The sequence below is a fragment of the Thalassotalea hakodatensis genome (genome assembly GCF_030295995.1).
In the GTDB taxonomy this organism is placed as follows: domain Bacteria; phylum Pseudomonadota; class Gammaproteobacteria; order Enterobacterales; family Alteromonadaceae; genus Thalassotalea_C; species Thalassotalea_C hakodatensis.
This window is the reverse complement of sequence record NZ_AP027365.1, coordinates 900,459-923,632: the sequence shown is the minus strand read 5'-3', so window position 1 is coordinate 923,632 and position 23,174 is coordinate 900,459. Positions and strand designations below refer to the sequence as shown.

At 39.3% G+C, this 23,174-nt stretch carries 24 protein-coding genes and 1 tRNA gene; 12 read left to right on the top strand and 13 right to left on the bottom strand.

Annotation, left to right across the window (positions count from 1 at the left end; translation table 11 throughout):
- Window positions 1–13: 13 nt before the first annotated feature.
- The 8 genes from flgG to QUE72_RS03920 form a co-directional block, all read right to left on the bottom strand.
- The gene (gene flgG, locus QUE72_RS03955) at window positions 14–802 is read right to left on the bottom strand and encodes a flagellar basal-body rod protein FlgG (protein ID WP_074500738.1); all 789 of its coding nucleotides are present in this window, start codon (window positions 800–802) and stop codon (window positions 14–16) included.
- Window positions 803–821: 19 nt separating this feature from the next.
- Window positions 822–1,592 carry a flagellar basal-body rod protein FlgF gene (gene flgF / locus QUE72_RS03950; protein ID WP_074500741.1) on the bottom strand — a complete coding sequence of 257 codons (771 nt, stop codon included), beginning with the start codon at window positions 1,590–1,592 and terminating at the stop codon, window positions 822–824.
- Between the two features lie 177 nt (window positions 1,593–1,769).
- Window positions 1,770–3,134, bottom strand: a complete 1,365-nt coding sequence (flgE, locus tag QUE72_RS03945) for a flagellar hook protein FlgE (protein WP_074500743.1) — start codon at window positions 3,132–3,134, stop codon at window positions 1,770–1,772.
- 57 nt (window positions 3,135–3,191) lie between these two features.
- On the bottom strand, window positions 3,192–3,881 hold the full coding sequence (locus tag QUE72_RS03940; protein ID WP_286271713.1) for a flagellar hook assembly protein FlgD: 690 nt from the start codon (window positions 3,879–3,881) through the stop codon (window positions 3,192–3,194).
- Window positions 3,882–3,900: 19 nt separating this feature from the next.
- Window positions 3,901–4,326, bottom strand: a complete 426-nt coding sequence (gene flgC / locus QUE72_RS03935) for a flagellar basal body rod protein FlgC (RefSeq protein ID WP_074500749.1) — start codon at window positions 4,324–4,326, stop codon at window positions 3,901–3,903.
- Window positions 4,327–4,328: 2 nt separating this feature from the next.
- Window positions 4,329–4,727 (bottom strand): flagellar basal body rod protein FlgB, encoded by a 399-nt coding sequence (gene flgB / locus QUE72_RS03930; protein WP_286271709.1) that lies wholly within the window; start codon window positions 4,725–4,727, stop codon window positions 4,329–4,331.
- Window positions 4,728–4,798: 71 nt separating this feature from the next.
- A complete protein-coding gene (locus QUE72_RS03925) occupies window positions 4,799–5,629 on the bottom strand; it encodes a CheR family methyltransferase (RefSeq protein WP_074500754.1) in 831 nt (276 codons plus the stop codon).
- A 47-nt stretch (window positions 5,630–5,676) separates the two neighbouring features.
- Window positions 5,677–6,609, bottom strand: a complete 933-nt coding sequence (locus QUE72_RS03920) for a chemotaxis protein (protein WP_074500756.1) — start codon at window positions 6,607–6,609, stop codon at window positions 5,677–5,679.
- 178 nt (window positions 6,610–6,787) lie between these two features.
- On the opposite strand from QUE72_RS03920, the gene flgA reads away from it, so the two are divergent.
- The 3 genes from flgA (at window position 6,788) to QUE72_RS03905 (ending at window position 8,331) form a co-directional block, all read left to right on the top strand.
- On the top strand, window positions 6,788–7,480 hold the full coding sequence (gene flgA / locus QUE72_RS03915) for a flagellar basal body P-ring formation chaperone FlgA (RefSeq protein WP_074500758.1): 693 nt from the start codon (window positions 6,788–6,790) through the stop codon (window positions 7,478–7,480).
- A 76-nt stretch (window positions 7,481–7,556) separates the two neighbouring features.
- Window positions 7,557–7,880, top strand: a complete 324-nt coding sequence (gene flgM, locus QUE72_RS03910) for a flagellar biosynthesis anti-sigma factor FlgM (protein WP_286271706.1) — start codon at window positions 7,557–7,559, stop codon at window positions 7,878–7,880.
- A gap of 19 nt (window positions 7,881–7,899) precedes the next feature.
- Entirely contained in the window at window positions 7,900–8,331 is a 432-nt protein-coding gene (locus QUE72_RS03905; protein WP_286271704.1) for a flagella synthesis protein FlgN, read from the top strand.
- 83 nt (window positions 8,332–8,414) lie between these two features.
- Here the strand turns inward: QUE72_RS03905 and QUE72_RS03900 are convergent, their stop codons facing one another.
- Complete coding sequence (locus QUE72_RS03900; RefSeq protein ID WP_286271702.1) at window positions 8,415–8,882, bottom strand: LPP20 family lipoprotein; 468 nt, start codon at window positions 8,880–8,882, stop codon at window positions 8,415–8,417.
- 9 nt (window positions 8,883–8,891) lie between these two features.
- Complete coding sequence (locus QUE72_RS03895) at window positions 8,892–9,557, bottom strand: FlgO family outer membrane protein (RefSeq protein WP_286271701.1); 666 nt, start codon at window positions 9,555–9,557, stop codon at window positions 8,892–8,894.
- A gap of 251 nt (window positions 9,558–9,808) precedes the next feature.
- Here QUE72_RS03895 and QUE72_RS03890 point away from each other — a divergent pair, with 251 nt between their 5' ends.
- The 3 genes from QUE72_RS03890 (at window position 9,809) to QUE72_RS03880 (ending at window position 12,897) form a co-directional block, all read left to right on the top strand.
- Window positions 9,809–10,975, top strand: a complete 1,167-nt coding sequence (locus tag QUE72_RS03890) for a flagella assembly protein FlgT (RefSeq protein WP_286271700.1) — start codon at window positions 9,809–9,811, stop codon at window positions 10,973–10,975.
- Window positions 10,976–11,510: 535 nt separating this feature from the next.
- Window positions 11,511–12,500 (top strand): Gfo/Idh/MocA family protein, encoded by a 990-nt coding sequence (locus tag QUE72_RS03885; protein ID WP_286271698.1) that lies wholly within the window; start codon window positions 11,511–11,513, stop codon window positions 12,498–12,500.
- A 320-nt stretch (window positions 12,501–12,820) separates the two neighbouring features.
- Window positions 12,821–12,897, top strand: a tRNA-Arg gene (locus QUE72_RS03880).
- 259 nt (window positions 12,898–13,156) lie between these two features.
- Here the strand turns inward: QUE72_RS03880 and QUE72_RS03875 are convergent.
- Entirely contained in the window at window positions 13,157–13,291 is a 135-nt protein-coding gene (locus QUE72_RS03875; protein ID WP_286271694.1) for a hypothetical protein, read from the bottom strand.
- Window positions 13,292–13,615: 324 nt separating this feature from the next.
- Between QUE72_RS03875 and tkt the strand changes: the two genes are divergently transcribed.
- The 6 genes from tkt (at window position 13,616) to QUE72_RS03845 (ending at window position 21,046) form a co-directional block, all read left to right on the top strand.
- Window positions 13,616–15,598, top strand: coding sequence for a transketolase (tkt, locus tag QUE72_RS03870; RefSeq protein ID WP_286271693.1), 1,983 nt, complete (start codon window positions 13,616–13,618; stop codon window positions 15,596–15,598).
- A 55-nt stretch (window positions 15,599–15,653) separates the two neighbouring features.
- Entirely contained in the window at window positions 15,654–16,667 is a 1,014-nt protein-coding gene (epd, locus tag QUE72_RS03865; protein ID WP_286271691.1) for an erythrose-4-phosphate dehydrogenase, read from the top strand.
- A 23-nt stretch (window positions 16,668–16,690) separates the two neighbouring features.
- On the top strand, window positions 16,691–17,866 hold the full coding sequence (locus QUE72_RS03860) for a phosphoglycerate kinase (protein ID WP_074500780.1): 1,176 nt from the start codon (window positions 16,691–16,693) through the stop codon (window positions 17,864–17,866).
- 329 nt (window positions 17,867–18,195) lie between these two features.
- On the top strand, window positions 18,196–19,263 hold the full coding sequence (fba, locus tag QUE72_RS03855; protein ID WP_286271689.1) for a class II fructose-bisphosphate aldolase: 1,068 nt from the start codon (window positions 18,196–18,198) through the stop codon (window positions 19,261–19,263).
- A 180-nt stretch (window positions 19,264–19,443) separates the two neighbouring features.
- Window positions 19,444–20,274, top strand: coding sequence for a mechanosensitive ion channel domain-containing protein (locus QUE72_RS03850; protein WP_217693850.1), 831 nt, complete (start codon window positions 19,444–19,446; stop codon window positions 20,272–20,274).
- Complete coding sequence (locus tag QUE72_RS03845) at window positions 20,264–21,046, top strand: DUF481 domain-containing protein (protein WP_286271683.1); 783 nt, start codon at window positions 20,264–20,266, stop codon at window positions 21,044–21,046. Before QUE72_RS03850 ends, QUE72_RS03845 begins: the two co-directional genes overlap by 11 nt.
- 58 nt (window positions 21,047–21,104) lie before the next feature.
- Here the strand turns inward: QUE72_RS03845 and QUE72_RS03840 are convergent, their stop codons facing one another.
- The gene (locus QUE72_RS03840; RefSeq protein WP_286271681.1) at window positions 21,105–21,797 is read right to left on the bottom strand and encodes an alpha/beta fold hydrolase; all 693 of its coding nucleotides are present in this window, start codon (window positions 21,795–21,797) and stop codon (window positions 21,105–21,107) included.
- Between the two features lie 2 nt (window positions 21,798–21,799).
- Window positions 21,800–23,032 carry a molybdopterin molybdotransferase MoeA gene (moeA, locus tag QUE72_RS03835; protein ID WP_286272945.1) on the bottom strand — a complete coding sequence of 411 codons (1,233 nt, stop codon included), beginning with the start codon at window positions 23,030–23,032 and terminating at the stop codon, window positions 21,800–21,802.
- Window positions 23,033–23,174 lie beyond the last annotated feature (142 nt).

Genomic DNA, 23,174 nt, shown 5'->3' with positions numbered 1-23,174 from the left:
CGTCTCCTACTGATTATAACTGCTGATTGATATAGCTAAGCATTTGATCAACGGCTGAAATGACTTTTGAGTTCATTTCATAAACCCGTTGGCTTTCAATCAAGTTAACTAGCTCTTCGGTGGTATTAACGTTTGAGGTTTCTAATGCGCCTTGTACCAACATGCCAAAGCCTTCTAAACCGGGAACACCTTCTTGAGGCGCACCACTAACGGCTGTTTCAACAAATAGGTTTTGACCAATAGGCTCTAAACCCGTCGGGTTAACAAAGTTAACCGTATTAATTTGACCTATTACGGCTGGCTCTGCTTGCCCTTGTAATGTGGCTGATACTTCACCATCTTGAGACACAATAATTGATTGCGCATCTGGTGGAATGGTAATTTGTGGCTGCATTAAATAGCCAGCGCCAGGGGTAACAACATTACCTTCTTCATCCATCGTAAATTGTCCATTTCGTGTATAAGACAAACTACCATCAGGCATTAATATTTGAAAAAAACCTTCCCCTTGTACCATCAAATCAAGAGAATTGTCTGTGGTGATCATATCCCCTTGTGTATGTATTTTTTGGGTGGCAACCACTTTAGTACCTGCACCTAACATCAAGCCTGATGGCATTTCAGTATCTTGTGCTGAACGGCCACCTGGTTGATTAATTGTTTGGTAGAGCAAATCTTCAAACACCGCTCGACTTTTCTTAAAGCCTACCGTGCTCGCATTTGCCAAGTTATTTGATATAACGGCAATTTCTTTTGTTTGCGCGTCTAAGCCTGTTTTACTGATCCACAATGCTGGGTTCATAAATCACCTCAATAATTCGTTAGAAAGCACGCAATAATGATGCGCTCGCTGAATCAATTTCTTCAGCGGTTTTCATAAGTTTTAATTGCATTTCAAATTGACGTTGCAAAGCAATCATTTCTGTCATTTCTGAGACAGGGTTTACATTACTAGATTCAAGCATACCGTTTTGAATCACCACGTTAACATCTGCATCTAATACGTTGTTTTGCGCAATATTATTAGGTTCTGCTTGTGCGTTTACTCGAAACAACCCGTCATTACCTCGCGTTAAATCTCTAACATCGGGGTTAACTAACTTAATACGTCCCACTTCTTCCTGTATTGAAGCTGGCGCGCCGGCGGGCTGAACCATAATTGTGCCATCTTTCGATATTTTGATGTTATTCACAGGCAAAGGTAAAAATACTGGTCCAGTATCTCCCATTACCAAATCACCATTAGGTGTTTGTAAATAGCCTTCTTCAGTAATGGTTAAGTGACCGTCACGCGTATAGGCTTCTAGGCCGTCTTTAGCTTGTACGGCAATCATGCCAGGGCCTTGAACGGCAATATCTAAATCACGACCAGTGGTTTGTAACGCACCACTGTCAAAGTTTTGGCTAGCTTTTTCAGTCATGGAAAATACACGCGTAGGCAAACCTTCACCAAATGCTTGCATTGAACGTGCTTGCGCAAGATCGGCTTTAAAGCCGGTTGTCTTAGCATTCGCAAGGTTATTAGCGTTAATGGCTAACGCATTCATGTTTTGCTTGGCACCACTCATGGCGATATAAAGCATTTTATCCATGGTAATTTCCAATCCTAAAAAGTGTTAATGTATAAAATGCAAAGAGAGTGCCAACTAGCAAAAACAATAGAGGTATTTATACGAAGGGGGTGATATAAGAATTATGAGGGTATTTGGCAAACGTGAAAAGCCCTCAACACATGTTAAGGGCTTTCAAAAAATCAATAAAATTAAAAATTATCTGATTTGTAAAATCGTCTGGTTTAATTGGTTATCTACTTCCAGTGAACGCGAGTTAGCTTGGAAGTTACGCTGCGCTGAGATTAAATCAATCAGCTCAGTGGTTAAGTTCACGTTCGATTGTTCAAGTGCTGACGATTGCACGGTACCAAAAGTCCCTGTACCCGCTTCACCCGCTAACGCCTCACCTGAGCTAATACTTTCTTTCCACGATGAGTTACCTATTTGGGTTAAGCCTTGTTCATTAGCAAAGTTAACCAGCGCTATGCGAGATAATGGCTCTGAGGTGCCATTACTGTATGTTGCGCGAATTAACCCGTCGGTATCAATATCAATACCCGTTAATCGACCAACGGCTAACCCATCTTGTTCTAGCGCCGTCACTTCAAAATTAGAGGCAAACTGAGTCGGCTCATTGGCATTAGGGCCACCCGGATCTAAATTAAAGTCAATAGCAATGGTTTGGGTCGCATCGGCACCATTAGCTAATATACCCGCACCTAAAGGAAGCGAAACAATGCCGCCTTCTGCAGGTGTTGGTATCATAGAATCAAAATCACCAGAATTGGTAAAGGTTAACTGAGCACCAGTAATACCACCTGGTGCCAACGGGCCAGAAACGGTACCACCAACAGGGTTAGTACTACCACCAGCAGGATCTTCAATCGGTACTAATGTACCATCGACCCCTGTAAATACATCCCAGGTATTTGCCGCAGATTTGACAAAATAATAGGTCATTACATGACTATCACCTAAGGAGTCAAACACTGTCACAGACGTAGAGTGGTTATAAGTTAATGGGTCGGTATGATCAAAGTTACCCGGTGCACCGGTGATAATGGCATCCCCAGCAGGTAAATTCATGCGAATATCCACTTCACTGGTTTGTGTTGGCGCACCAGATGAAGTTGGAATACGAATAGGAGAAGCAGTACTTAAACTCACTGACGCCGAAGAGCCGTCAGCATTAACGGGGAAACCTAGTAGATGTTGACCTTGTGAGTTCACCACAAAGTTACTGTCGTTTAATTTAAACTGGCCCGCTCGGGTGTATGAGGTTTCTAAGCTACCAAGTTCTGGGACTGTGGCAAAAAAGCCATTACCCGTAATGGCTAAATCTAAAGCGTTATTGGTAAATTGAATACTGCCTTGAGAAAACTGTTGAGCAACATCAGAGGTTAATACCCCATCACCCACTTTGGTTTTACCCGCCGCTAATAATGACGATGCATACACATCAACAAACTCAGCTCGCGATTCTTTAAAGCCAACGGTGTTAACGTTTGCGATGTTATTAGATGTAACATCTAAATCTTTTTGTGCGGCATTTAAACCACTTAGTGCGATATTAAAAGACATAACTTCACCTCTTTTACTAAATCTTTTTTCAATACTGAAACAGGCTATTCGCCACGATTAACTTTCTGATACTTCAACAACATCTATGAGTTTCATGGTGCTACCACCATTTAAGTTCAGAACAATATTGCCACCTGATCCTGCTAACGTGACACTGTCTACTTTACGATACGTCATGGCTTGTAATTCGCTGGCTTCGCCATCAACTAGCCCTGCAATTCTAAATCGGTAAGCTCCTGTAGGAGCTTGCTCACCTATGGAGTTTTCACCATTCCATGTAAACGAAAATTCACCCGCATCAACATTACCAACGGGCACTGTTTGAATAATTTCACCTGCGGTGTTTTCTACATAGATATTGACATTACTAGCGGGCAAATCAGTCACTAACTTACCTCTTACTTCTTCACCTTCGGCTTTGCCAAAAATATTGTCATCAACCAGTACGCTTCGACCAACAAGTGATGATGCCTGTAATGCTTGACTAGACGACATAGAAGATGCAAAGTCAGTAAACTTTTCATTCAGTTTTTGTACGCCATCCGTAGTCGAAAATGCGGTCATCTGAGAAATCATCTCATTATTTTCCACAGGCTTTGTTGGATCTTGATGAGAAAGTTCTTTTGTTAATAACGCAAAGAAATCTTCTTGGGTAAGCATACCATTATCATTTTCGTCAGACTTTTTGTAATCTTCCTGTTGCCAACGCATATATTCTAATGGGCTACCGCCGGTTACTGAATCCATAATTACTCCAAACTAGAAATTATCGTTGACCTAACATTATCGTTTTGTTCAACATATTCTTAGCTGATTCTGCTAATTGAATATTGGTTTGATAAGAACGTGACGCAGAGATCATATTGGTCATTTCCTCAATTACATTCACATTAGGCTTATATATATAGCCGTTCTCATCCGCCATCGGATGATCAGGTGCATGTTCAATATTCAACGGTTTATTACTTTCCACTATACCCATCACCTTGACACCGACTGCTTCAGACTGACCCGCAGCAGCGGCAGCTTTTTGCATCTCGGCGGCAAAAACTGGATGACGTGCACGATAAGTTTGATCAATGCTGCTACTAACACTATCAGCATTGGCAATATTACTTGCCGTAGTATTTAATCGCACTGATTGAGCGCTCATGCCTGTGGCAGAGATGTCGAACACATTAAATAAACTCATAATTAATTACCTCCGCCTAGCGCTTTTTTCAATCCACTTATCTTACTATTCATAAATTGCAGACTCGCTTGATAGTGCATGGAATTATCTAGATACAAGTTTCGTTCCATTTGTACATTTACCGTATTACCATCACCGGTATCTGGTTGATTTGGAACACGAAAATCCACATTATTATTAAGCTGACCACGAACATCAAAGTGTTTTTCATGGGTACGAGACATGCCGCTTTGTTGCCGGTTTGCCGCTTGGGCAAGTGCCGTCTTAAAGTCCATACCTTGTGCTTTATATCCTGGGGTATCGGCATTAGCGATGTTTCCCGCGATTACTTCTGCATTTTGTGAACGCACACGTAAACTGTCGGGGTGAATACCAAATGCTTTTTCGAAACTAATGGCCATAGGGCTTCCTCCAAACTAATGGAGATAGCCATACAATAATTATGCCAGTAGAAAGTTATTTACGAGAACGTTTACTTTTTTTGATACACGATGCCAGGGTGGCAACGTAACATATTAAAATTTTTATTTAGTCCTGAAAGTGACTCAGAAGCCCCTAAAAACAAGTATCCACCGCTATTAAGTGAACCATGGATTTGTGATAAAATTTGCGCTTTTATTTCCGGCGAAAAATAAATCAGTACGTTACGACAAAAAACAATATCAAAGCGCCCCATTAAGCTGTAACTGCCCAGCAAATTAAGTTGGCGAAAATTCACCATTTTTTTGACATGATCCTTAACTTTTAACATGCCGTTATCACCATTTTCAAAAAACTGACGTTTTCTTTCTGGTGATAACCCACGTGATAAAGCAAGTGAGTCGTAATGTGCATATTTACAATGCTCTAACATGGTATTAGAGATATCAGTGCCGATAATTTGTACGCTACCAGGTAAACTGCCAGGGTTTGATTGTTGAAATTCTTGCGCTGACATCGCAATTGAATAAGGCTCTTGACCCGAAGAACTCGCTGCTGACCAAATTTTGACAGGCGTGCGCTGCCCTTTAAACTCTGGAAGTAGCCGCTTTTTTAACAATTCAAAGGGATATTCATCACGAAACCAAAGGGTTTCATTCGTGGTCATGGCATCGATAACCGCAGAGCGCAATTGCCTTTCCATGGGGCTTAACGTTCGTGTGACCAAGTCGCCTAAAGTCAGCACATCAAACTTTGCCATCAAAGGCGCAAGGCGACTTTTAACCAAATACTGTTTATTATCGCCCAGCACTATACCGCATTGTTGCTCTAAAAACTCTCTAAACTGATGATAACTTTTATCATCAAGTTGTCTAGCTGACACTATATATTTCCTGCCTTATGCTACGCGATGAAACGGACTAAACTGTCTTAGCCCAATTCTTCTACTTTTAACCACTTTTTAACTGCGGTGGCCAGCTCATCAGGGTGAAACTTAGGAATAAAATCTTCAGCACCCACTTTTTCAACCATTGCGTTATTAAACACACCACTTAACGATGTGTGCAAAATTACAGGCATTTTCCTCAGTTGCTCGTTGCTTTTTATTTCCGCTGTTAATGTATAACCATCCATTTCTGGCATTTCAATATCAGAAATCAACAATGCCACTTTTTCATCAATGGATGTGCAATCTTCGGCTAGTGCCATAAGTTGGTCTAAAGCATCTTGACCGTTTTTCGCCAATAACATTTTCAACCCTAATGGTTCTAACGCTCTTTTGACTTGGTTTCTGGCAACCGTTGAATCATCAGCAATCATAATAACCCGATCACCCATGCTAACCCCAACACTCTCATCAATAATACTTTCACTAAGCTCTGTTGATATTGGGTTAATTTCGTTAAGAATTTTTTCAACGTCTAAAATCGACACCATTTCATTGTCAATTTCAGTTACTGCAGTTAAGTAACTTGATTTACCTGCGCCTTCTGGCGGTGGCATGATATCTTGCCAACGAATATTTATAATACGTTCAACACCTCCAACCAAGAAGCCCTGTACACTACGGTTATATTCAGCAATGATGACAAAAGCATTTTCATCCGGAATAATTTCAGGCCCGCCAGTCGCTTTACTTAAATCAATCACAGAAATCGTTTGTCCACGAATATGAGCAACACCTTTAACAAATTTATCTTGTTTAGGCAGTAATGTTAATTTAGGGCAAGGCATGACTTCCCGTACTTTAAACACATTGATGCCAAACCGCTGACGCCCAACTAATTTAAAAAGTAGTAACTCAAGCCTGTTTTGTCCTACCAACTGTGTGCGTTGGTTAACCGAGTCTAAAATTCCTGCCATAAAAAACCTCTGATAATTTTTCCTGCAACCTTTAACGGCTAAAAGGCATAATTCTTGATAGTATACTTAGCAATTACATTTAGTGCCTAATTATTGACACAAAATAACGACAGCGATGCTCTCTACAATAAGCATAGACGAGTATTTCAAATTCCCTAGTATTTAGATTACAAAATTTATGAGCAAATTAAAGATATTTATCACTTTTTCTGTATTAAACACTTTATTGTCTAGCCCAATAAGTGCAGAAGAATACACACGCGAAGATATTAAATTATTTGCAAAAAATTACGTGGCACAAAACTTACCAGCTTCACAAGGAAGTAAACGGGTGATCACGCCCGCTGATATTGACCCAAGAATTCAAATAAATCCCTGCGCGGTTCCATTACAGGCGAATATACCTGAAAATTACTCAACGAGAAACGTCAATGTAAAAATATATTGCGAAAGCTCAACACCATGGAACATTTTTCTGCCAGTTCGCGTGACAGAAGAAGTGCCTGTTTTAGTGTCAACAATCAAAATAGCAAAAGGTACGGTGCTCGACGAAGGTAATATTGCCATAGAATGGCGACCTATCCACCAAACACGTGGTGAAGTTATTCGTGACCCAACATTAGCTTATGGCGCAAGGAGTAAACGCAGCTTAACGAGCGGAAGCGTGATTAGTAAACGCATGTTTTGTATTGTCTGCAAAGGTGAAAGTGTCGTTATCAGTGCAATTACAGATAACCTAACCATCAAAACAAAAGGAACAGCGCTTTCTAACGGTGTAAGAGGCCAGCAAATTAGAGTGCGTAATAATCAGTCCGGTAGAGTTGTTACAGCGGAAGTTAAAGCTATCAACCAAGTAGTGATTAATCTATAATAAAAAGGTTAAAGAAATTGAATCATTTGCCGATAAGTAAATATACACCGCAATTAATTGCCGATAAGGTTTTATTATGGCTATAAATATCAATAACTTGTCAAACACTGGGCAAGTAAAACAAAAAGTTGACCAGCAAACTCAACTTAAACAACAGAACGCGCAAAACGCAACGAATACTGAACAAGCTAAAGTCGCAAGTAAAGACTCTTTTTCAATTACACCGCAAGCTAAGCAACTTGGGGATTTACAGAAAAAGATTGAAGACTCTCCGATTGTAGATCAGAAAAAAGTTGAAGAGCTAAAAAAAGCGATTACTTCTGGTGATTATAAAATTAATCCAGAAAAATTAGCCGCGAGTATTGCGAGTTTCGAGTTTGATTTAGCTGAATCAGTTTAAAACTATTTAAGGAAAGTAAGTGGCTGACAATATCAATTACCGTCAATTATTAGATAAGCAGTTTGCTCAATTACAGCAACTTGAGACTATTATTGACGAAGAGCGGCTTACGTTACAAAAAAACTCACCTGATGCGCTTGCTAAAGTGACCGAACAAAAAAATACGTTGTTGCTCGATATTCAAACGTTAGATCAACAATTTTCACAAAGTTTGGCATTTAGTGAACAAAAAGCTAATGGCGAGTTAGATGAAGTACTAAAAGCAATAGAGCAAGCGTTACTACGTTGTAAAGAAAAAAACCAAGTAAACGGTCATATCATCCAACAATCGCAAATGGCCGTTGAACGTTTAAAAACCACTCTATTACAACAGAATGATAAATCTTCCGTGACCTATGATAGCAAAGGTAAAACTTCTGGTGGGCTTAGCAGCTTAGGTATAAAAGCTTAACATCACATCAAAAATAAATAATTGAAAAAAATGGCCTTACGTTTGTAAGGCCATTTTTGTTACAACAATTAACGTAAAGACAATTAATAGTATTTAACGTGTTTAATTTCTTTCTGTCTATTATTCGCTAAATAAATTTCCCAAACATCTTTAAAATCAAGATGTAACTCCGTGGTATAGGTATCACCAACAGGGTAACTTTTAATGACTTTAGCACCACGGATAATACCTTGCACAGATGCTTTTAATCGTTGGTCTTCAACAATTAAATTACGCATTGTTAAATCACTAGAAAGCTGTTGTCCATAGACTTGCTCAGCAAGTTCGGCGTAGGCGGCTATTTTAGAGGCATGAATTGCCATCAACATTTTTTGTGTGTCGTTGGACGATTTCTGTAAACTAATTGGTGCTTGACCTACAGCAGTAAGGAGAGGGAATGCTTCTGGTTTTACAGCTTGCCATTGCACATGTTTATCATAGACAGAACTACAACCAAGTAATGCCAATGAAGCAACCACACAGCAAATTTTAGATAAAGAACAAGTTTTCATAAACGTACCTTACTGTTGAATTTTAACAGCTCTTTTTTCTTCAAGCATTGCCTGAGAATCACGTAGGATCATGCCATCTTTTATCCGCACGTTTTCCCTGCGCTGTAATTCATCACCAATAACCCATTCTGGAATAAATGACTGCGCAGTAGCAACAACTACCCGTGATTGCATGCCAATCATACGAGCATTGACCATAACACCGCCATTCTGTTCCATCATCGTGCCCGTAACTACGTAGTCAATTATCTGACGCTCTGGAAGTTCTTTCCAGTCACGACTAAATATATAGTCGCCTTCTTTTGTAACACGTATGTGTCCAGTCGTTTTAAAGTCAACGACAATTAAGCCATGCCGCTGCAATTCATGAACAAAACTTTCTGAGAGTTGATTACCAAGCCAGTTCGTTGACTCTAAATCAGCTAAGTGAACAAACGACGCAACCGCCACCGGTGTTTTAGGTGTGACAAAAGTACTACTCTGTAGCATCTGAAACGCTAAGCCTTTCACCACATCATTTATCGCATGCTTTGGTAGTTGGTAAGCATCAATTTCGCCTTTATTTTTATGAGCGGCTTGATAAAAGTCGTCATCTGAATTGTTATTACTTTTTGAATGCATCGCACTACACGATACTAATCCAGACAATAACATAAGCATTAACCAAGTTTTCATTGAGCTCCCCTCAAATACAACTAAATTTTATAGTTATTCACAAAGCAAAAATTACGCCAACTCATCAACGCCATGTATCGAAAAAACTATAGGCATAGAATATGCATCACACTCATTAACCATATATGAGTCGAGCCTTTGACACATAGTTTATGCTTTCGTATCGTGCGAATGAATACACCAGATGCAAAACGTTAACTAAACTATAAAAATCAAATGCAGGATCAAAGCCAAGATAAATCAGGTGAGCAATGCAACGACTAAGCTTTGTAATTTTATTTTTATGTCTATTAGTAAGCCCTATACACGCCCAGTGGTATGAATCACAGGGGCATGCATATGTGATCCAAGGTGACTCTATAGAAGCACGAACAAAAGCCATTGAAAATGCACTTAAAAAAGCTCTACTCGTTGCAGGTGCTTCTGTTTCAAGTGTTCAACAAGTGGTCAACGGTCTGCTAACTCAGAATGAAATCAATATTCGCGCTACTGGCAATATTAATGCTTTTGAAATTATAGATGAAACTCATGAAGATAAAACCATCACAGTGACCATAAGAGCAGATATCATTCCGCAAACGCGGCAATGTTTTTCCGCTGATTATCGTAAGTCTATGCTGATCACTAAAAGCCATTTAGTGCATAGAGAACAGGCCAATATTGGCGGCATTTACTCCCTTGATTCAGCGATAATGAAACGCTTATCTGATCAGATAAAACAAAATGGCACCTACCTTTCACCGCAATTATCTGTGAAATCAAGTAGTGCCTTTTCAAGATATAACAATAGTTTACAGCTAGATAAAATTAAAGCGGTGTCAATGTCATTAGCCAATATCACCGACAGCCAATACGTTATGTATTCAGAAATTGAAGATGTCTCATTCGCCACACAAGCTGAAAACTCTTGGGCATTTTGGCAAGAAGATATATTTGAACGCTTTTTTCAATTAACCGTGCATATTTATAATGGTGCTAATGGTGAACGATTATTTGAAAAAACCTACCGAAACGCAGCACCATGGACATTCAATAAACGCGAACAGGTAGACCCTCACTCACATGTTTTCTGGCAAAGTCGTTACGGTCAAATCATCGATCAAGCGCTAAACCAAGTAAGTACTGATATCGATGACAACATGATGTGTCAACCTACTCGCGGTAAAATTGTACAAGTGAACGCTAATCAAGTTCGATTTAATCTAGGAAAACAGCATGGTGTGCAAATTGGTGATGAATTTTCATTGTTACACCTCAAAAATTTTATAACAGACAGTGGCCACTCATATGCAGGGTTTAATGTGAGTCCGTTTAACGTAAAAGTGATTCAAGTATCGCAATCAAATGCTGTTGCTCAAACCACTGATGGCGCTTTAATCGACAGCATTCAAATAAATGATGTCGTTGTGCGCTATTAAAGATATGAATCGCTGTGCAAGTAGAACCAATACTGTTTAGCTATTGATCAATACTAAGAATAACGTTTAAATTAACCGAGGTTTCGTCCTCATAGCTTAACTGGATAACACTGGGCCTTCTAGCCCTATCGTTCAACTTACAGTCAGTTTTTATTAAAGCTTATAATAATGCCAAAAGTGTATTTATTATGATGATTTGACACTATCAGTACTATAAAAAAACGATAAGTACGGTATTTTCTTATTTTTGCGTTTAGCTTTAATTTGGTTTTTTAATGAGTAGGCCAATATCAAGTTAGTTAATTACTTGAGTTAAATCGATATTTAGGGTCTGTTAGTTGTTGAGTCAAGTGACTGGGGGCCAATTCTACTTAAAGGTGGCTTGTATAGACATAATAGATAATTTTATTTTACAGGGTCAACCGCGAAATGTTGACCTTAAATACAGTCAAAGCCTATTTGATACGCACTCTCTGTGAAAAATTATAGAAACTGCCATTACTCAGCAACCTAATGAAGGAATTTAAATTAAGATATGATTCGAATAGCTACTGTAGGTTCTAATATCATCACAGAACAGTTTTTAGGTGCGATTAAACATACCAATTTGTTCGATATCGCAGGTATTTACTCTCGGAGCGCGAAAAAAGCTGAAGCTCTAGCCACCAAGCACAGTGCAAGATTTGTATTCAACTGCCTAGATGAATTAGCGAGTTGTTCAGAAATAGATGCTGTATACATTGCTAGCCCTAACTCACTACATTTTGAACAATCTGTTCAAATGCTAAAAGCTGGCAAACACGTTATATGTGAAAAACCGCTAGCCTCTGACTTTCAGCTAGCAAAAGAAATGTTTAGGGTTGCCGAAGAAAACAATGTGGTGCTTTTTGAAGCATTTCTCACAGAGTTCTTACCGAACTTCAAAGTAGTTCAGAATAGCCTCAATAATATTGGTAGAATCACTCAAGCGCATCTAAACTTTTGCCAATATTCTTCTCGTTATTCAAAATATATTAAGGGTGAAAACCCAAATACTTTCAACCCCACTTTCGCGAATGGTTCAATAATGGATATTGGTTACTATTGTGTTGCAACTGCTGTTGCATTGTTTGGTGAACCAAGGTCGATAAAAGCCTCAGCAAACCTTTTGGCTTCAGGTGTTGATGGTAATGGACAAGTCATTTTTGTTTATCCTAATTTTACCCTTGTTATTGCACACTCGAAAGTAAGTCACTCATTCGTCAATAGTGAGATACAAGGTGAAAACGGTTCAGTCCAAGTAAAAAACCTATCGCAGATGGAGCAGGTATTGCTATGCAGAAAAGGGCAAACTGAAAACGACCTGACTGAAGTACAGCACAATAATCCCATGTATTATGAAGCGATAGAATTTGCAAAGTGTGTGCAGTCTGGCGAAATGGACGTAGATAAAGTCGCTAGATCTTTATCTGTAGCGAGAATAATTACTGAGATACGACATCAAACGAATGTTGTTTTCCCCTCTGATAATCAAGTGATACTTTAGGACGTTCTTAACTTAGCTGTCATTAAATTTTTACTTAACCTAAGCTCGGGATAAGAAGTTAGCTAATCAACTGAAACGGTAAGCTTTTTATTTATCACACTGCTCTAGCACGAAGTTTTTTCTTAGTGCAAGGTAGATTTGTGCGTCATTAACTAGGGTCTGTTGATCTTTTGCGCCCTTACTCATTTAGGATAGCAATGAAAGCATATGTAGGGGTAACATGGTCGACAGAAAATCGATAAAAATCTCTGTTCAGATATTGAATTGATAAACATGTTATTAGTATGATCGATGCTTGAAACAAAAGGTGATATATAAAAGCTTCCGTAACTCAGCTGGATAGAGTGTCTCCCTCCTAAGGAGAAAGCCGCAAGTTCGAATCTTGCCGGAAGCGCCAACGTAATTTTCATAGCCTAATAAATTTTCACAGTTAAATTACTACTACAGCATATTACTATAGAAGAACTAGAACCTTCGCAGGACAGATGTAATCCTAAGAGTTTTATAACGACGCCCTCCTAAAGCGCTGTTCCAGATTCGAGGCCTGATGAAGAAGCCATAAAAAAACCGCAACTATGAAGTGTCCAACTTAATGGGATCACTTCACTATTGCGGTTTTTATAAATAACTGAATTAGGGCAACGTACAATAAAGTATTAATTGGCTAATTCTGTACTTACTTCCTTGTCGTCTGCAACTGAGGTATTACTTAGTACGGCAGATAATGCCAACACAAAGACTGCTAATATGACGGTTGTCAGCTTTATTCCTTTTGAAGACGACTGTTTCATTGTTATATCCAAGCAGGTTTATCATTGTTATTTTGTCTACTACCTAACCAACTTATCTGATAAATATCTTTAATTCAATAGTTTATCTTAAAAACAAGTTATTTTTTGAACAATCGTTACTCTTAGGCTCAGTTTCTGATTTAAAATCACCTCTTAAGTAACACGCTCAATCACTGATCTTGTCGCATATGCAATAGAAGTTATTCATCAATGAACAAAATATAATAAATAGCGTAATAACATTTGCAGTCACGGCCTTACTGCGTAAAAATAGCGTCTCTAAAAAACACCCTCATATGAAAAAATAAAATAGTTGGAGCCACTATGCCATCGCGTAAAGATCTCGCTAATGCTATTCGTGCATTAAGCATGGACGCAGTACAACAAGCAAACTCAGGTCACCCAGGAGCCCCTATGGGCATGGCAGATATTGCCGAAGTTCTATGGCGCGACTTTCTAAAGCATAACCCTACCGATCCTAATTGGGTAGATCGTGATCGATTTATCCTTTCGAATGGTCATGGCTCAATGCTTATATACTCTCTATTACATTTATCAGGTTATGACCTGCCAATTGAAGAAATTAAAAACTTCCGTCAGTTGCATTCAAAAACGCCCGGTCATCCTGAGTATGGCTATACACCAGGTGTTGAAACAACCACAGGCCCACTAGGCGCAGGTATTTCAAATGCGGTAGGTATGGCAATTGCCGAAAAAACCTTAGCGGCGCAGTTTAACCGCGAAGGTCACGACATTGTTGACCATTACACTTATTGCTTTTTAGGTGATGGCTGTTTAATGGAAGGCATTTCACATGAAGTATGCTCTTTAGCCGGTACGTTAGGCCTAGGTAAGCTTGTCGCTTTTTGGGATGATAACGGGATTTCCATAGATGGTCATGTTGAAGGTTGGTTCTCTGACGATACCCCAAAACGGTTTGAATCTTACGGCTGGCATGTAATCGCAGACGTTGATGGACATGACCCACACGCGATAAAAGAAGCGATAGAACAGGCTCATCTAATTACTGACAAACCAACAATGATTTGTTGTAAAACAATCATTGGTTTTGGCGCCCCTAATAAATCAGGTTCACATGACTGTCACGGTGCTCCGTTAGGCCATGATGAAATTGCAGCAGCACGTAAATTTTTAAATTGGCCACATGCCTCTTTTGAAGTACCCGCTGATATATACAGCCAATGGGATCAAAAAGAAAAAGGCCAAACAGCACAAGCAAGCTGGCAAGAAAAGTTCGCGGCATATAAAAATGCACACCCAGAACTTGCAGCAGAATATGAACGAAGAGTAATTAATGGCGATCTTCCTGCTGAATTCGAAGCAAAAGCAAACGCACTTATTCAAGAATGCCAAGAGAAGTCAGAAAACATTGCTTCAAGAAAGGCATCACAAAATACCATTGAAGCATTTGGGGCTATTTTACCTGAGTTATTAGGTGGCTCTGCTGATTTAGCGGGTTCAAATTTAACCCTATGGTCAGGCTCTAAAGGTATTCAAGACGATCCTGCCGGTAATTATATTTATTATGGTGTTCGTGAATTCGGTATGTCTGGCATCATGAACGGTATTTCATTGCATGGCGGCTTCATTAATTATGGCGCAACTTTCATGATGTTTATGGAGTACGCACGTAATGCAGTTCGTATGTCTGCATTAATGGGTATCCAAAATATCTTTGTTTATACCCATGATTCCATTGGGCAAGGTGAAGATGGTCCAACTCATCAGCCGATCGAGCAATTAACCAATTTACGTACAACACCCAATATGGTGACATGGCGTCCTGCCGACGCTACTGAATCAGCTGTTGCGTGGAAAAATGCCATTGAAAGACAAAATGCACCAACGGCATTAGTATTTTCACGCCAAGGATTACCTGCTGTATCACGTAGTACTGAACAGGTAAGTAACATTGCTAAAGGTGGTTATATTGTTAAAGATAGTAACGGTACACCTGACGTCATTTTAATTGCCACGGGTTCTGAAGTTTCGCTAGCGTTAAAAGCAGCCGAAACTCTTGGTGATAAAGTACGTGTTGTATCGATGCCTTCAAGCAATATTTTTGATCAGCAAAGTGATGCCTATAAAGAGTCTGTACTACCAAGCTCTGTTACTAAGCGTGTTGCTATTGAAGCTGCACATACTGACTTTTGGTATAAGTATGTAGGCTTTGCAGGCAAGGTGGTTGGCATGACGACCTTTGGTGAGTCAGCGCCAGGAAATGCATTGTTTGAGCACTTTGGTTTTACTGTTGAAAATGTTGTTAACACGGTAAACAGCTTATAATTTAATAGCGCCATTAATAATGGCGCTTTATTTCCCAAGGTAACTTTCTTTAGATATGCCTACAAAAATCGCTATCAATGGATTTGGTCGTATTGGTCGTAGCGTTGCTCGTGCCTTATATGAACACAATCATCGCAAAGATTTACAACTCGTTGCCATCAACGAACTAGCAGATCCTGATGGGATTGCCCATTTATTAAAATACGACAGCACACATGGGCGATTTTCATTTGCCGTTTCACGTGAAAGCAACCGATTAAATATAGCCGGTGATGACATTTACTTGACACATGAAGCTGACATAAAAAATATTAACTGGAAATCCTATCAAGCAGATATCGTACTTGATTGTACTGGTAAATATAACTCTAAAGCCGATGGACTTGCCCATCTTAAGCAAGGTGCCTCTAAAGTGCTTTACTCACACCCAGGTGCGAAAGATTTAGACGCAACCATCATATATGGTATTAACGATAACACGCTAACTACCGATCATCAGGTTGTCAGTAATGGCTCTTGTACTACGAACTGTATTGTACCAGTCATTAAAGTGATTGATGATGCCTTTGGTGTTGAAAGCGGCACGATTACAACAATTCATTCGTCAATGCATGATCAACAAGTGATTGATGCATATCATCCTGATCTTAGAAGAACAAGAGCGGCGAGCCAATCCATCATTCCTGTTGACACCAAGTTAGCCGCTGGTATTGAACGAATTCTACCTAAGTTTTCAGGACGATTTGAAGCTATTGCTGTGCGCGTACCTACCATCAATGTTACTGCAATGGATCTTAGTCTAACGGTTAGCTGTGATGTATCCATTGCACAAATAAATCAAGCCATTGTTAACGCACAAAACAATGGTTTACAAGGGATCCTTGGGTATACGGAAGAACCTTTAGTATCGATAGACTTTAACCATGATCCACATTCAGCCATTGTCGATGGTAATCAAACGCGTGTAAGTCATAAACGTTTAGTTAAAATGCTCGTTTGGTGTGACAACGAATGGGGATTCGCCAATAGAATGCTAGATACTGCTAAAGTGATGGCAGATCTACCATAATGAACTCATTATAGGAACAACTTATGTCTGTTATTAAAATGACTGATTTGGATCTCGCTGGTAAGCGCGTATTGATCCGTGAAGATTTAAATGTACCCATTGCTGACGGTAAAGTCACTTCAGATGCTCGACTACGAGCATCGCTACCGACGATTAAGCATGCTCTAGCTGCAGGTGCAAAAGTGATGGTCATGTCACATTTAGGTAGACCAACAGAAGGTGAATACGAAGATAAATATTCTATGCAACCTGTTGTTAATTACTTAGCCGACGCTCTTTCAAGCCCAGTGCGCTTAGTCAAAGATTATTTAGATGGTGTTGAACTTGCCGATGGTGAGCTTGTTGTTTTTGAAAATGTTCGCTTTAATAAAGGTGAAAAGCAAGATGATGAAGCATTATCAAAGCAGCTTGCATCCCTTTGTGATGTTTATGTGATGGATGCGTTTGGTACTGCCCATCGTGCACAAGCAAGTACGCATGGTGTTGCTAAATTTGCCCCCGTTGCCTGTGCAGGCCCTTTATTAGTAGCGGAACTTGATGCTTTATCAAAAGCACTTGATAACCCTGCCCGACCTTTAGTTGCCATTGTTGGTGGTTCTAAAGTATCGACTAAACTAACAGTATTAGATTCACTATCAAATATTGCCGATACCCTTGTTGTTGGTGGCGGTATTTCAAATACTTTTGTTGCATCCGCGGGTAATGAAGTGGGTAACTCGCTTTATGAAAAAGATTTGATCCCAGAAGCGCAGAGATTATGTGAAAAAACAGAGGTTGTTTTTGCCAATGATGTAACCGTTACACGTGATAGTTTCGACAACTGGAAACATGACTCAGTAGCAACGGTAAAAACATTAACTGACGTTCAATCAGAAGATGACATTATTGATTACGGACCGGAAACAGCAGCTAAAGTGGCAGAAATCATTAAAAATGCGGGTACAGTATTATGGAATGGTCCTGTTGGCGTCTTTGAAATTGATGCGTTTGCTAAAGGCACTGAGGTGATATCAATGGCCATTGCAAACAGCAAAGCGTTTTCAGTAGCAGGCGGCGGCGATACACTGGCAGCAGTAGATAAATATAATATCGCTGATAAGGTTTCTTATATTTCAACGGGTGGCGGGGCGTTTTTAGAATTCCTTGAAGGTAAAGTATTACCTGCAGTTGCAGTATTAGAAGCACGGGCTAAAAGCTAAAATATAATAACCCTACCTTTTCCTTGTAAAACCTTAGCATCTTGCTAAGGTTTTTTTATCTCATTAAAAAAAAGTTTTGTTGTAACATTTCAAAAATAAGTTCATGAATTCTGTTATTCCACGCTATTAACAGCCATTTTTTTTCGTAATTCTTATCCATTTTCATCGCAAACACGTTAATACTATTTTTTTACCGTTAAACAATAAAAATACAATGATGCAAAGTATGAAAACTTTCTGCTAGAATTACACAATGAAACATAATTGTTTCGATGTGAAAGTAATTTAATGCTATTTCCTCAACCAAAATTGTAACTTAGGAGTTTTTCATGGCTTTAGTTTCCATGCGACAAATGTTAGATCACGCCGCTGAATTTAATTACGGTATTCCAGCATTTAACGTAAATAACTTAGAGCAAGTTCGCGCGATTATGCTAGCAGCTGATGAAACAGACAGTCCTGTCATTTTACAAGCATCTGCTGGCGCTCGAAAATATGCAGGGGCCCCCTTTTTACGCCACCTTATATTAGCTGCTATTGAAGAGTTCCCTCACATTCCTGTTGCTATGCATCAAGATCATGGAACCTCGCCAGCAGTATGTCAGCGATCTATACAACTCGGCTTTTCATCAGTAATGATGGATGGCTCATTAATGGAAGACGGTAAAACACCGTCAAGTTACGAATATAACGTGGATGTTACACGAAAAACAGTTGAAATGGCTCATGCTTGCGGCGTTTCAGTTGAAGGTGAGCTTGGTTGTTTAGGCTCACTTGAAACCGGCGAAGCTGGTGAAGAAGATGGTGTTGGTGCTGTGGGGAAACTAACGCAAGAGCAAATGTTAACAGACCCAGAAGAAGCTGCAGATTTCGTTAAAAAAACCCAAGTAGATGCCTTAGCAATTGCATGTGGTACATCACATGGAGCATATAAATTTACCCGCCCACCGACAGGCGATATTTTATCAATCGATCGCATTAAAGCGATACATCAACGCATCCCTAATACGCATTTAGTTATGCATGGTTCATCATCTGTACCACAAGATTGGCTAGCTACTATCAACGAATATGGCGGCGCAATACCCGAAACTTACGGTGTACCTGTTGAACAAATTCAAGAAGGTATCAAAAACGGTGTTCGTAAAGTCAACATTGATACCGATTTACGATTAGCCTCTACAGGTGCTATTCGTCGTTTTATGGCACAAAATCCAAGTGAATTTGACCCACGAAAATACCTTGCTGAATCAACAAAAGCCATGTATGAAATTTGTAAAGCACGTTATGAAGCGTTTAATACCGCAGGTAATGCGTCAAAAATAAACCCCGTATCACTCGATGTAATGTTCGAACGTTACTCGAAAGGTGAACTGGTCGCACTAGTAAAATCTTAGTATTAAAAATTTCAATCAATACCAATCTTTTAAAAGTGCTAAATTGAGTCATTCAGTTTGGCACTTTTGCTATTACCGTTTCATTAAAAACTTTCTGTCTTTAAAAATAACAATGGGCTTAGCCTGTTAAATTTATTATAATTTGTCGACTAATTATTCTATGACACAGAGGGAGTACTCGTGGAAAATTTAATGAACTGGTTTGCTGAAAATCAAGAGCTCTTTTATAGTTACGCGTTAAATATACTCATTGCATTTTTAATCTTTATCGTCGGTCGCATTGTCGCACGCATAATAGCCTCAACACTGAACAAGATTCTAAAACATAAGCAAGTTGATGATACCGTCAGCAGCTTTATTTGTAGCCTCGCTTACGGCTTACTTGTATTGGTTGCCTTCATTGCTGCTATTTCACATTTAGGCTTTAATACTACGTCATTAGTTGCCATTGTTGGTGCCGCTGGTTTAGCAATTGGTTTAGCGCTTCAAGGCTCCTTATCAAACTTTGCTTCAGGCATTTTACTAATCACCTTTAAGCCTTTTAGAGCGGGTGACTTTGTTGAAATAGCAGGAACAGCGGGAATTGTTGAAGAAGTACATGTTTTTTCAACGAACCTAAGATCTCCTGATAATAAAACAGTTATCGTACCAAATGGTGCCATCACCACCGATACCATTACCAATTACTCAACTAAGCCGACACGTAGGATTGATCTTGTAATCGGTGTAGGCTACAGTGCCGACTTAGCGAAAACCAAAGAGATACTTACACGTGTAGCGAAAGCACACGAATTAGTACTTAAAGACGAAGACGTTACTGTAGGCGTTAGTGAATTAGCTGATAGTTCAGTTAATTTTGTTGTACGCCCTTGGGTAAAAACCAGTGACTATTGGCCAGTATATTTTGATCTAATGCAATCTATCAAAGTTGAACTGGACAACGCAGGAATCGAAATTCCATTCCCACAATTATCTGTTCACGTAAACCAAGAGAATACCAATGAATCTTAAATTAGCAACTGCTGCACTTTGCCTTACCCCTTTTTTGATACAAGCAGAAGAGCAAAAAGAAACATCACCAATGAAGGCATCCGCTGAATTTGGCGCATTATTTAAAACGGGCGACACTAAAAGTGGCGATTTAAAAGCAGGCTTAGATTTCAGCTTTGAAAAAAACCAATGGCGTAGTTCATTAAACTTTGACGTACTCGTTCGAAAAACTGAAACAGAAGTTGTCAAAGAAGATGGCACAATCACTGAAGAATTTGAAACCTCGGATCAAAAATGGACGATTGTTGGACAAACCAACTATACCATAGAACCAAACGGTAAAAACTACGTATATGGTAATGCATCGTATGCTGATAATCGTTTTAGCAGCTTCGATAATCAAAGTTCTATTTCATCTGGTTGGGGTCGACGTTGGTTTGAAACTAAAAAAGCAACGCTAGATGCTGATGTTGGTCCTGGTTACAAACGCGATGTATTAAAAGAACCAGACGAAAATGGTGAAACAACACATGATGCATTCATTATTCAGGCGCAAGCGCTATACAAACGAAAAATCAATGAACATGTTGAGTTTAAACAGTTAGTCGTCGCAAAGTACGCACCAAAAAATGGTGCCAACAGCACATATAAAGCTGAGTCATCAATTACCACAAAGCTGATTGAAACGTTACAATTAAAATTTAGCTTTATCGTTGAGCATAATACTGATGTTGATGAAAACAAAGAAAACACAAATACACAAACAGCGATGACGTTAGTATATAGTTTTTAATTAAACCGTTATTCTTTTTCTCAAGCCCTGTTAGCTCATTAACAGGGCTTTTTATTATTCATTTTACGTTGTTATTTAACCATCGGCTAAATGCTTTCGGCTGCTCTAACGGCAACATATGCCCTGTATGTTCAAATATCGTTAAGTCCATTTTTTCATCTGTAGACGCCAATCGTTGTAAGTCATCAAGATTCACTAATGTATCTTCTCGGCCAACACAAAAATGTTTGGCGATAGGTAAAGCACGCAACTGCTCAAATAAGTTAACTCGCTGTGTCGTCGCGCGTAATTGCGCCATTAACACTTCACCACCAAGCGATTTATCCATCTCTGCAATTAACGATATCACTTCTGTATTATCGTGCGCATTGCTCGCCATTAAATTTAAAATGCGTTTTTTAGGAATACCACGATAACCATGTTTTTTGATCCAATGAATCGTTCGAGATCTTTCTTTCACTTCTTCAACGGGTAAAGCGCAAGGAATATTAGAAACGATAAATAGCGTCGAAACTTTCTCAGGGTAACGTATTGCAAAGGCTGAAGCTAAATAGCCACCTAAAGAAAAACCAAGTAAGTTAACTGGCTCCTTTGGCAACTGCGTTGCTATTTGCTGTACGATCTCATCAATCGAATCACCATCGTGTAACGTTAAAAAATGCGGTATGAAATGGTTTTCAGCCACAGACAGCGTTGGTTGCCAAAGTCGTTCGTCGCACATGGTGCCGGGTAATAAAAATAACGGTTGCATGATTATTGTAAATATTGATCAAAAGGTAGCACAGTAACTTGCTCATCAGCTTGAACATTGCCCTGCTCTTGCGATAACACAATATAACAATTTGCCTTTGCCATGCTCGTAAGCATTCCTGAACCTTGGCTACCTGTTGACGTTACAGTTAACTGACCTTGGGTATTGATTTGTATCACGCCGCGTTGTAAATCCATGCGACCTGGCGCTTTTTTCAAGCCTGTTGTAGTGCTTGCACTCAGCCTAATTGAATTTTGCTGTTTCATATTTTGTAATTTAGTTAGCGCAGGTAAAACCAGTTGATGCGCAGTCACTAACGCCGATACTGGGTTTCCAGGCAAACCAAAGAAGTAACTATTCGGTAAGTGACCAAACGCAAATGGTTTACCGGGTTTGATAGCAACCTTCCAAAAATTTATACGACCTAACTTTTCTAAAACAGCTTTAATATAATCGGCATCGCCTACTGAAACGCCACCCGAGGTGATCACCACATCAGCTTGTTCGTTAGCAGTTATTAATGCCTGTGTAATCTGTTCTTCGTTATCAGGAATAATGCCCATCGGTATTACATCAACACCAAACTTAGTTAACATTGCCTGTAAACAATGGCTATTACTTTCATATATTTCACCAATAGATAACGGTTCTCCGGGATTTTTCAACTCATCTCCGGTTGAAAACAATGCGACTTTAATAGGCTTATAAACCGTTACTTCTGCAATACCAAGAGATGCGAGCACCCCCACATCTATTGACGTTAATCGTCTGCCTTGTTCAAAAACGAGTGCTCCTTGTCTTATATCTTCTCCAAGATTTCGTACATTAGAAAACTGAGTCACGCGCTTTTGTAGATGAATAACGTTGCCATCTTGCTGACATTGCTCTTGCATAATCACAGTGTCACAGCCTTTTGGCATGGCTGCACCCGTCATAATACGAACACACTCACCTTGCTGACACTTTCCTAAAAACGGTTTACCAGCCATGGAACGACCAATAACATTTAACGAGTTAATATCAGCAGCGCCTTGTTTAAAAGCATATCCGTCCATCGCCGAGTTATTCATTGGTGGAACATTAACAGGGCTATATACATTTTTCGCTAGAACACGGTTATCACTCAGTGCGAATGATATTTCTTCACTGGCTGTTAAGGGTTTTATTTCCGCTAACATCTGATTTAATGCTTGCTCAAACGGCATTAAACCAGGTGCAGAACAACAATCATTCATCATCTATTCCTGATTCTATTTTTCGTAATGATACCAATTATCAGTTAATTAAAAACAAGATGCTATGGTTTATCTTGTCATACTTTGATACACCTCAAGTTTTAACCTATGAAATAATAGTATTATCATCGTTGGGCATTAT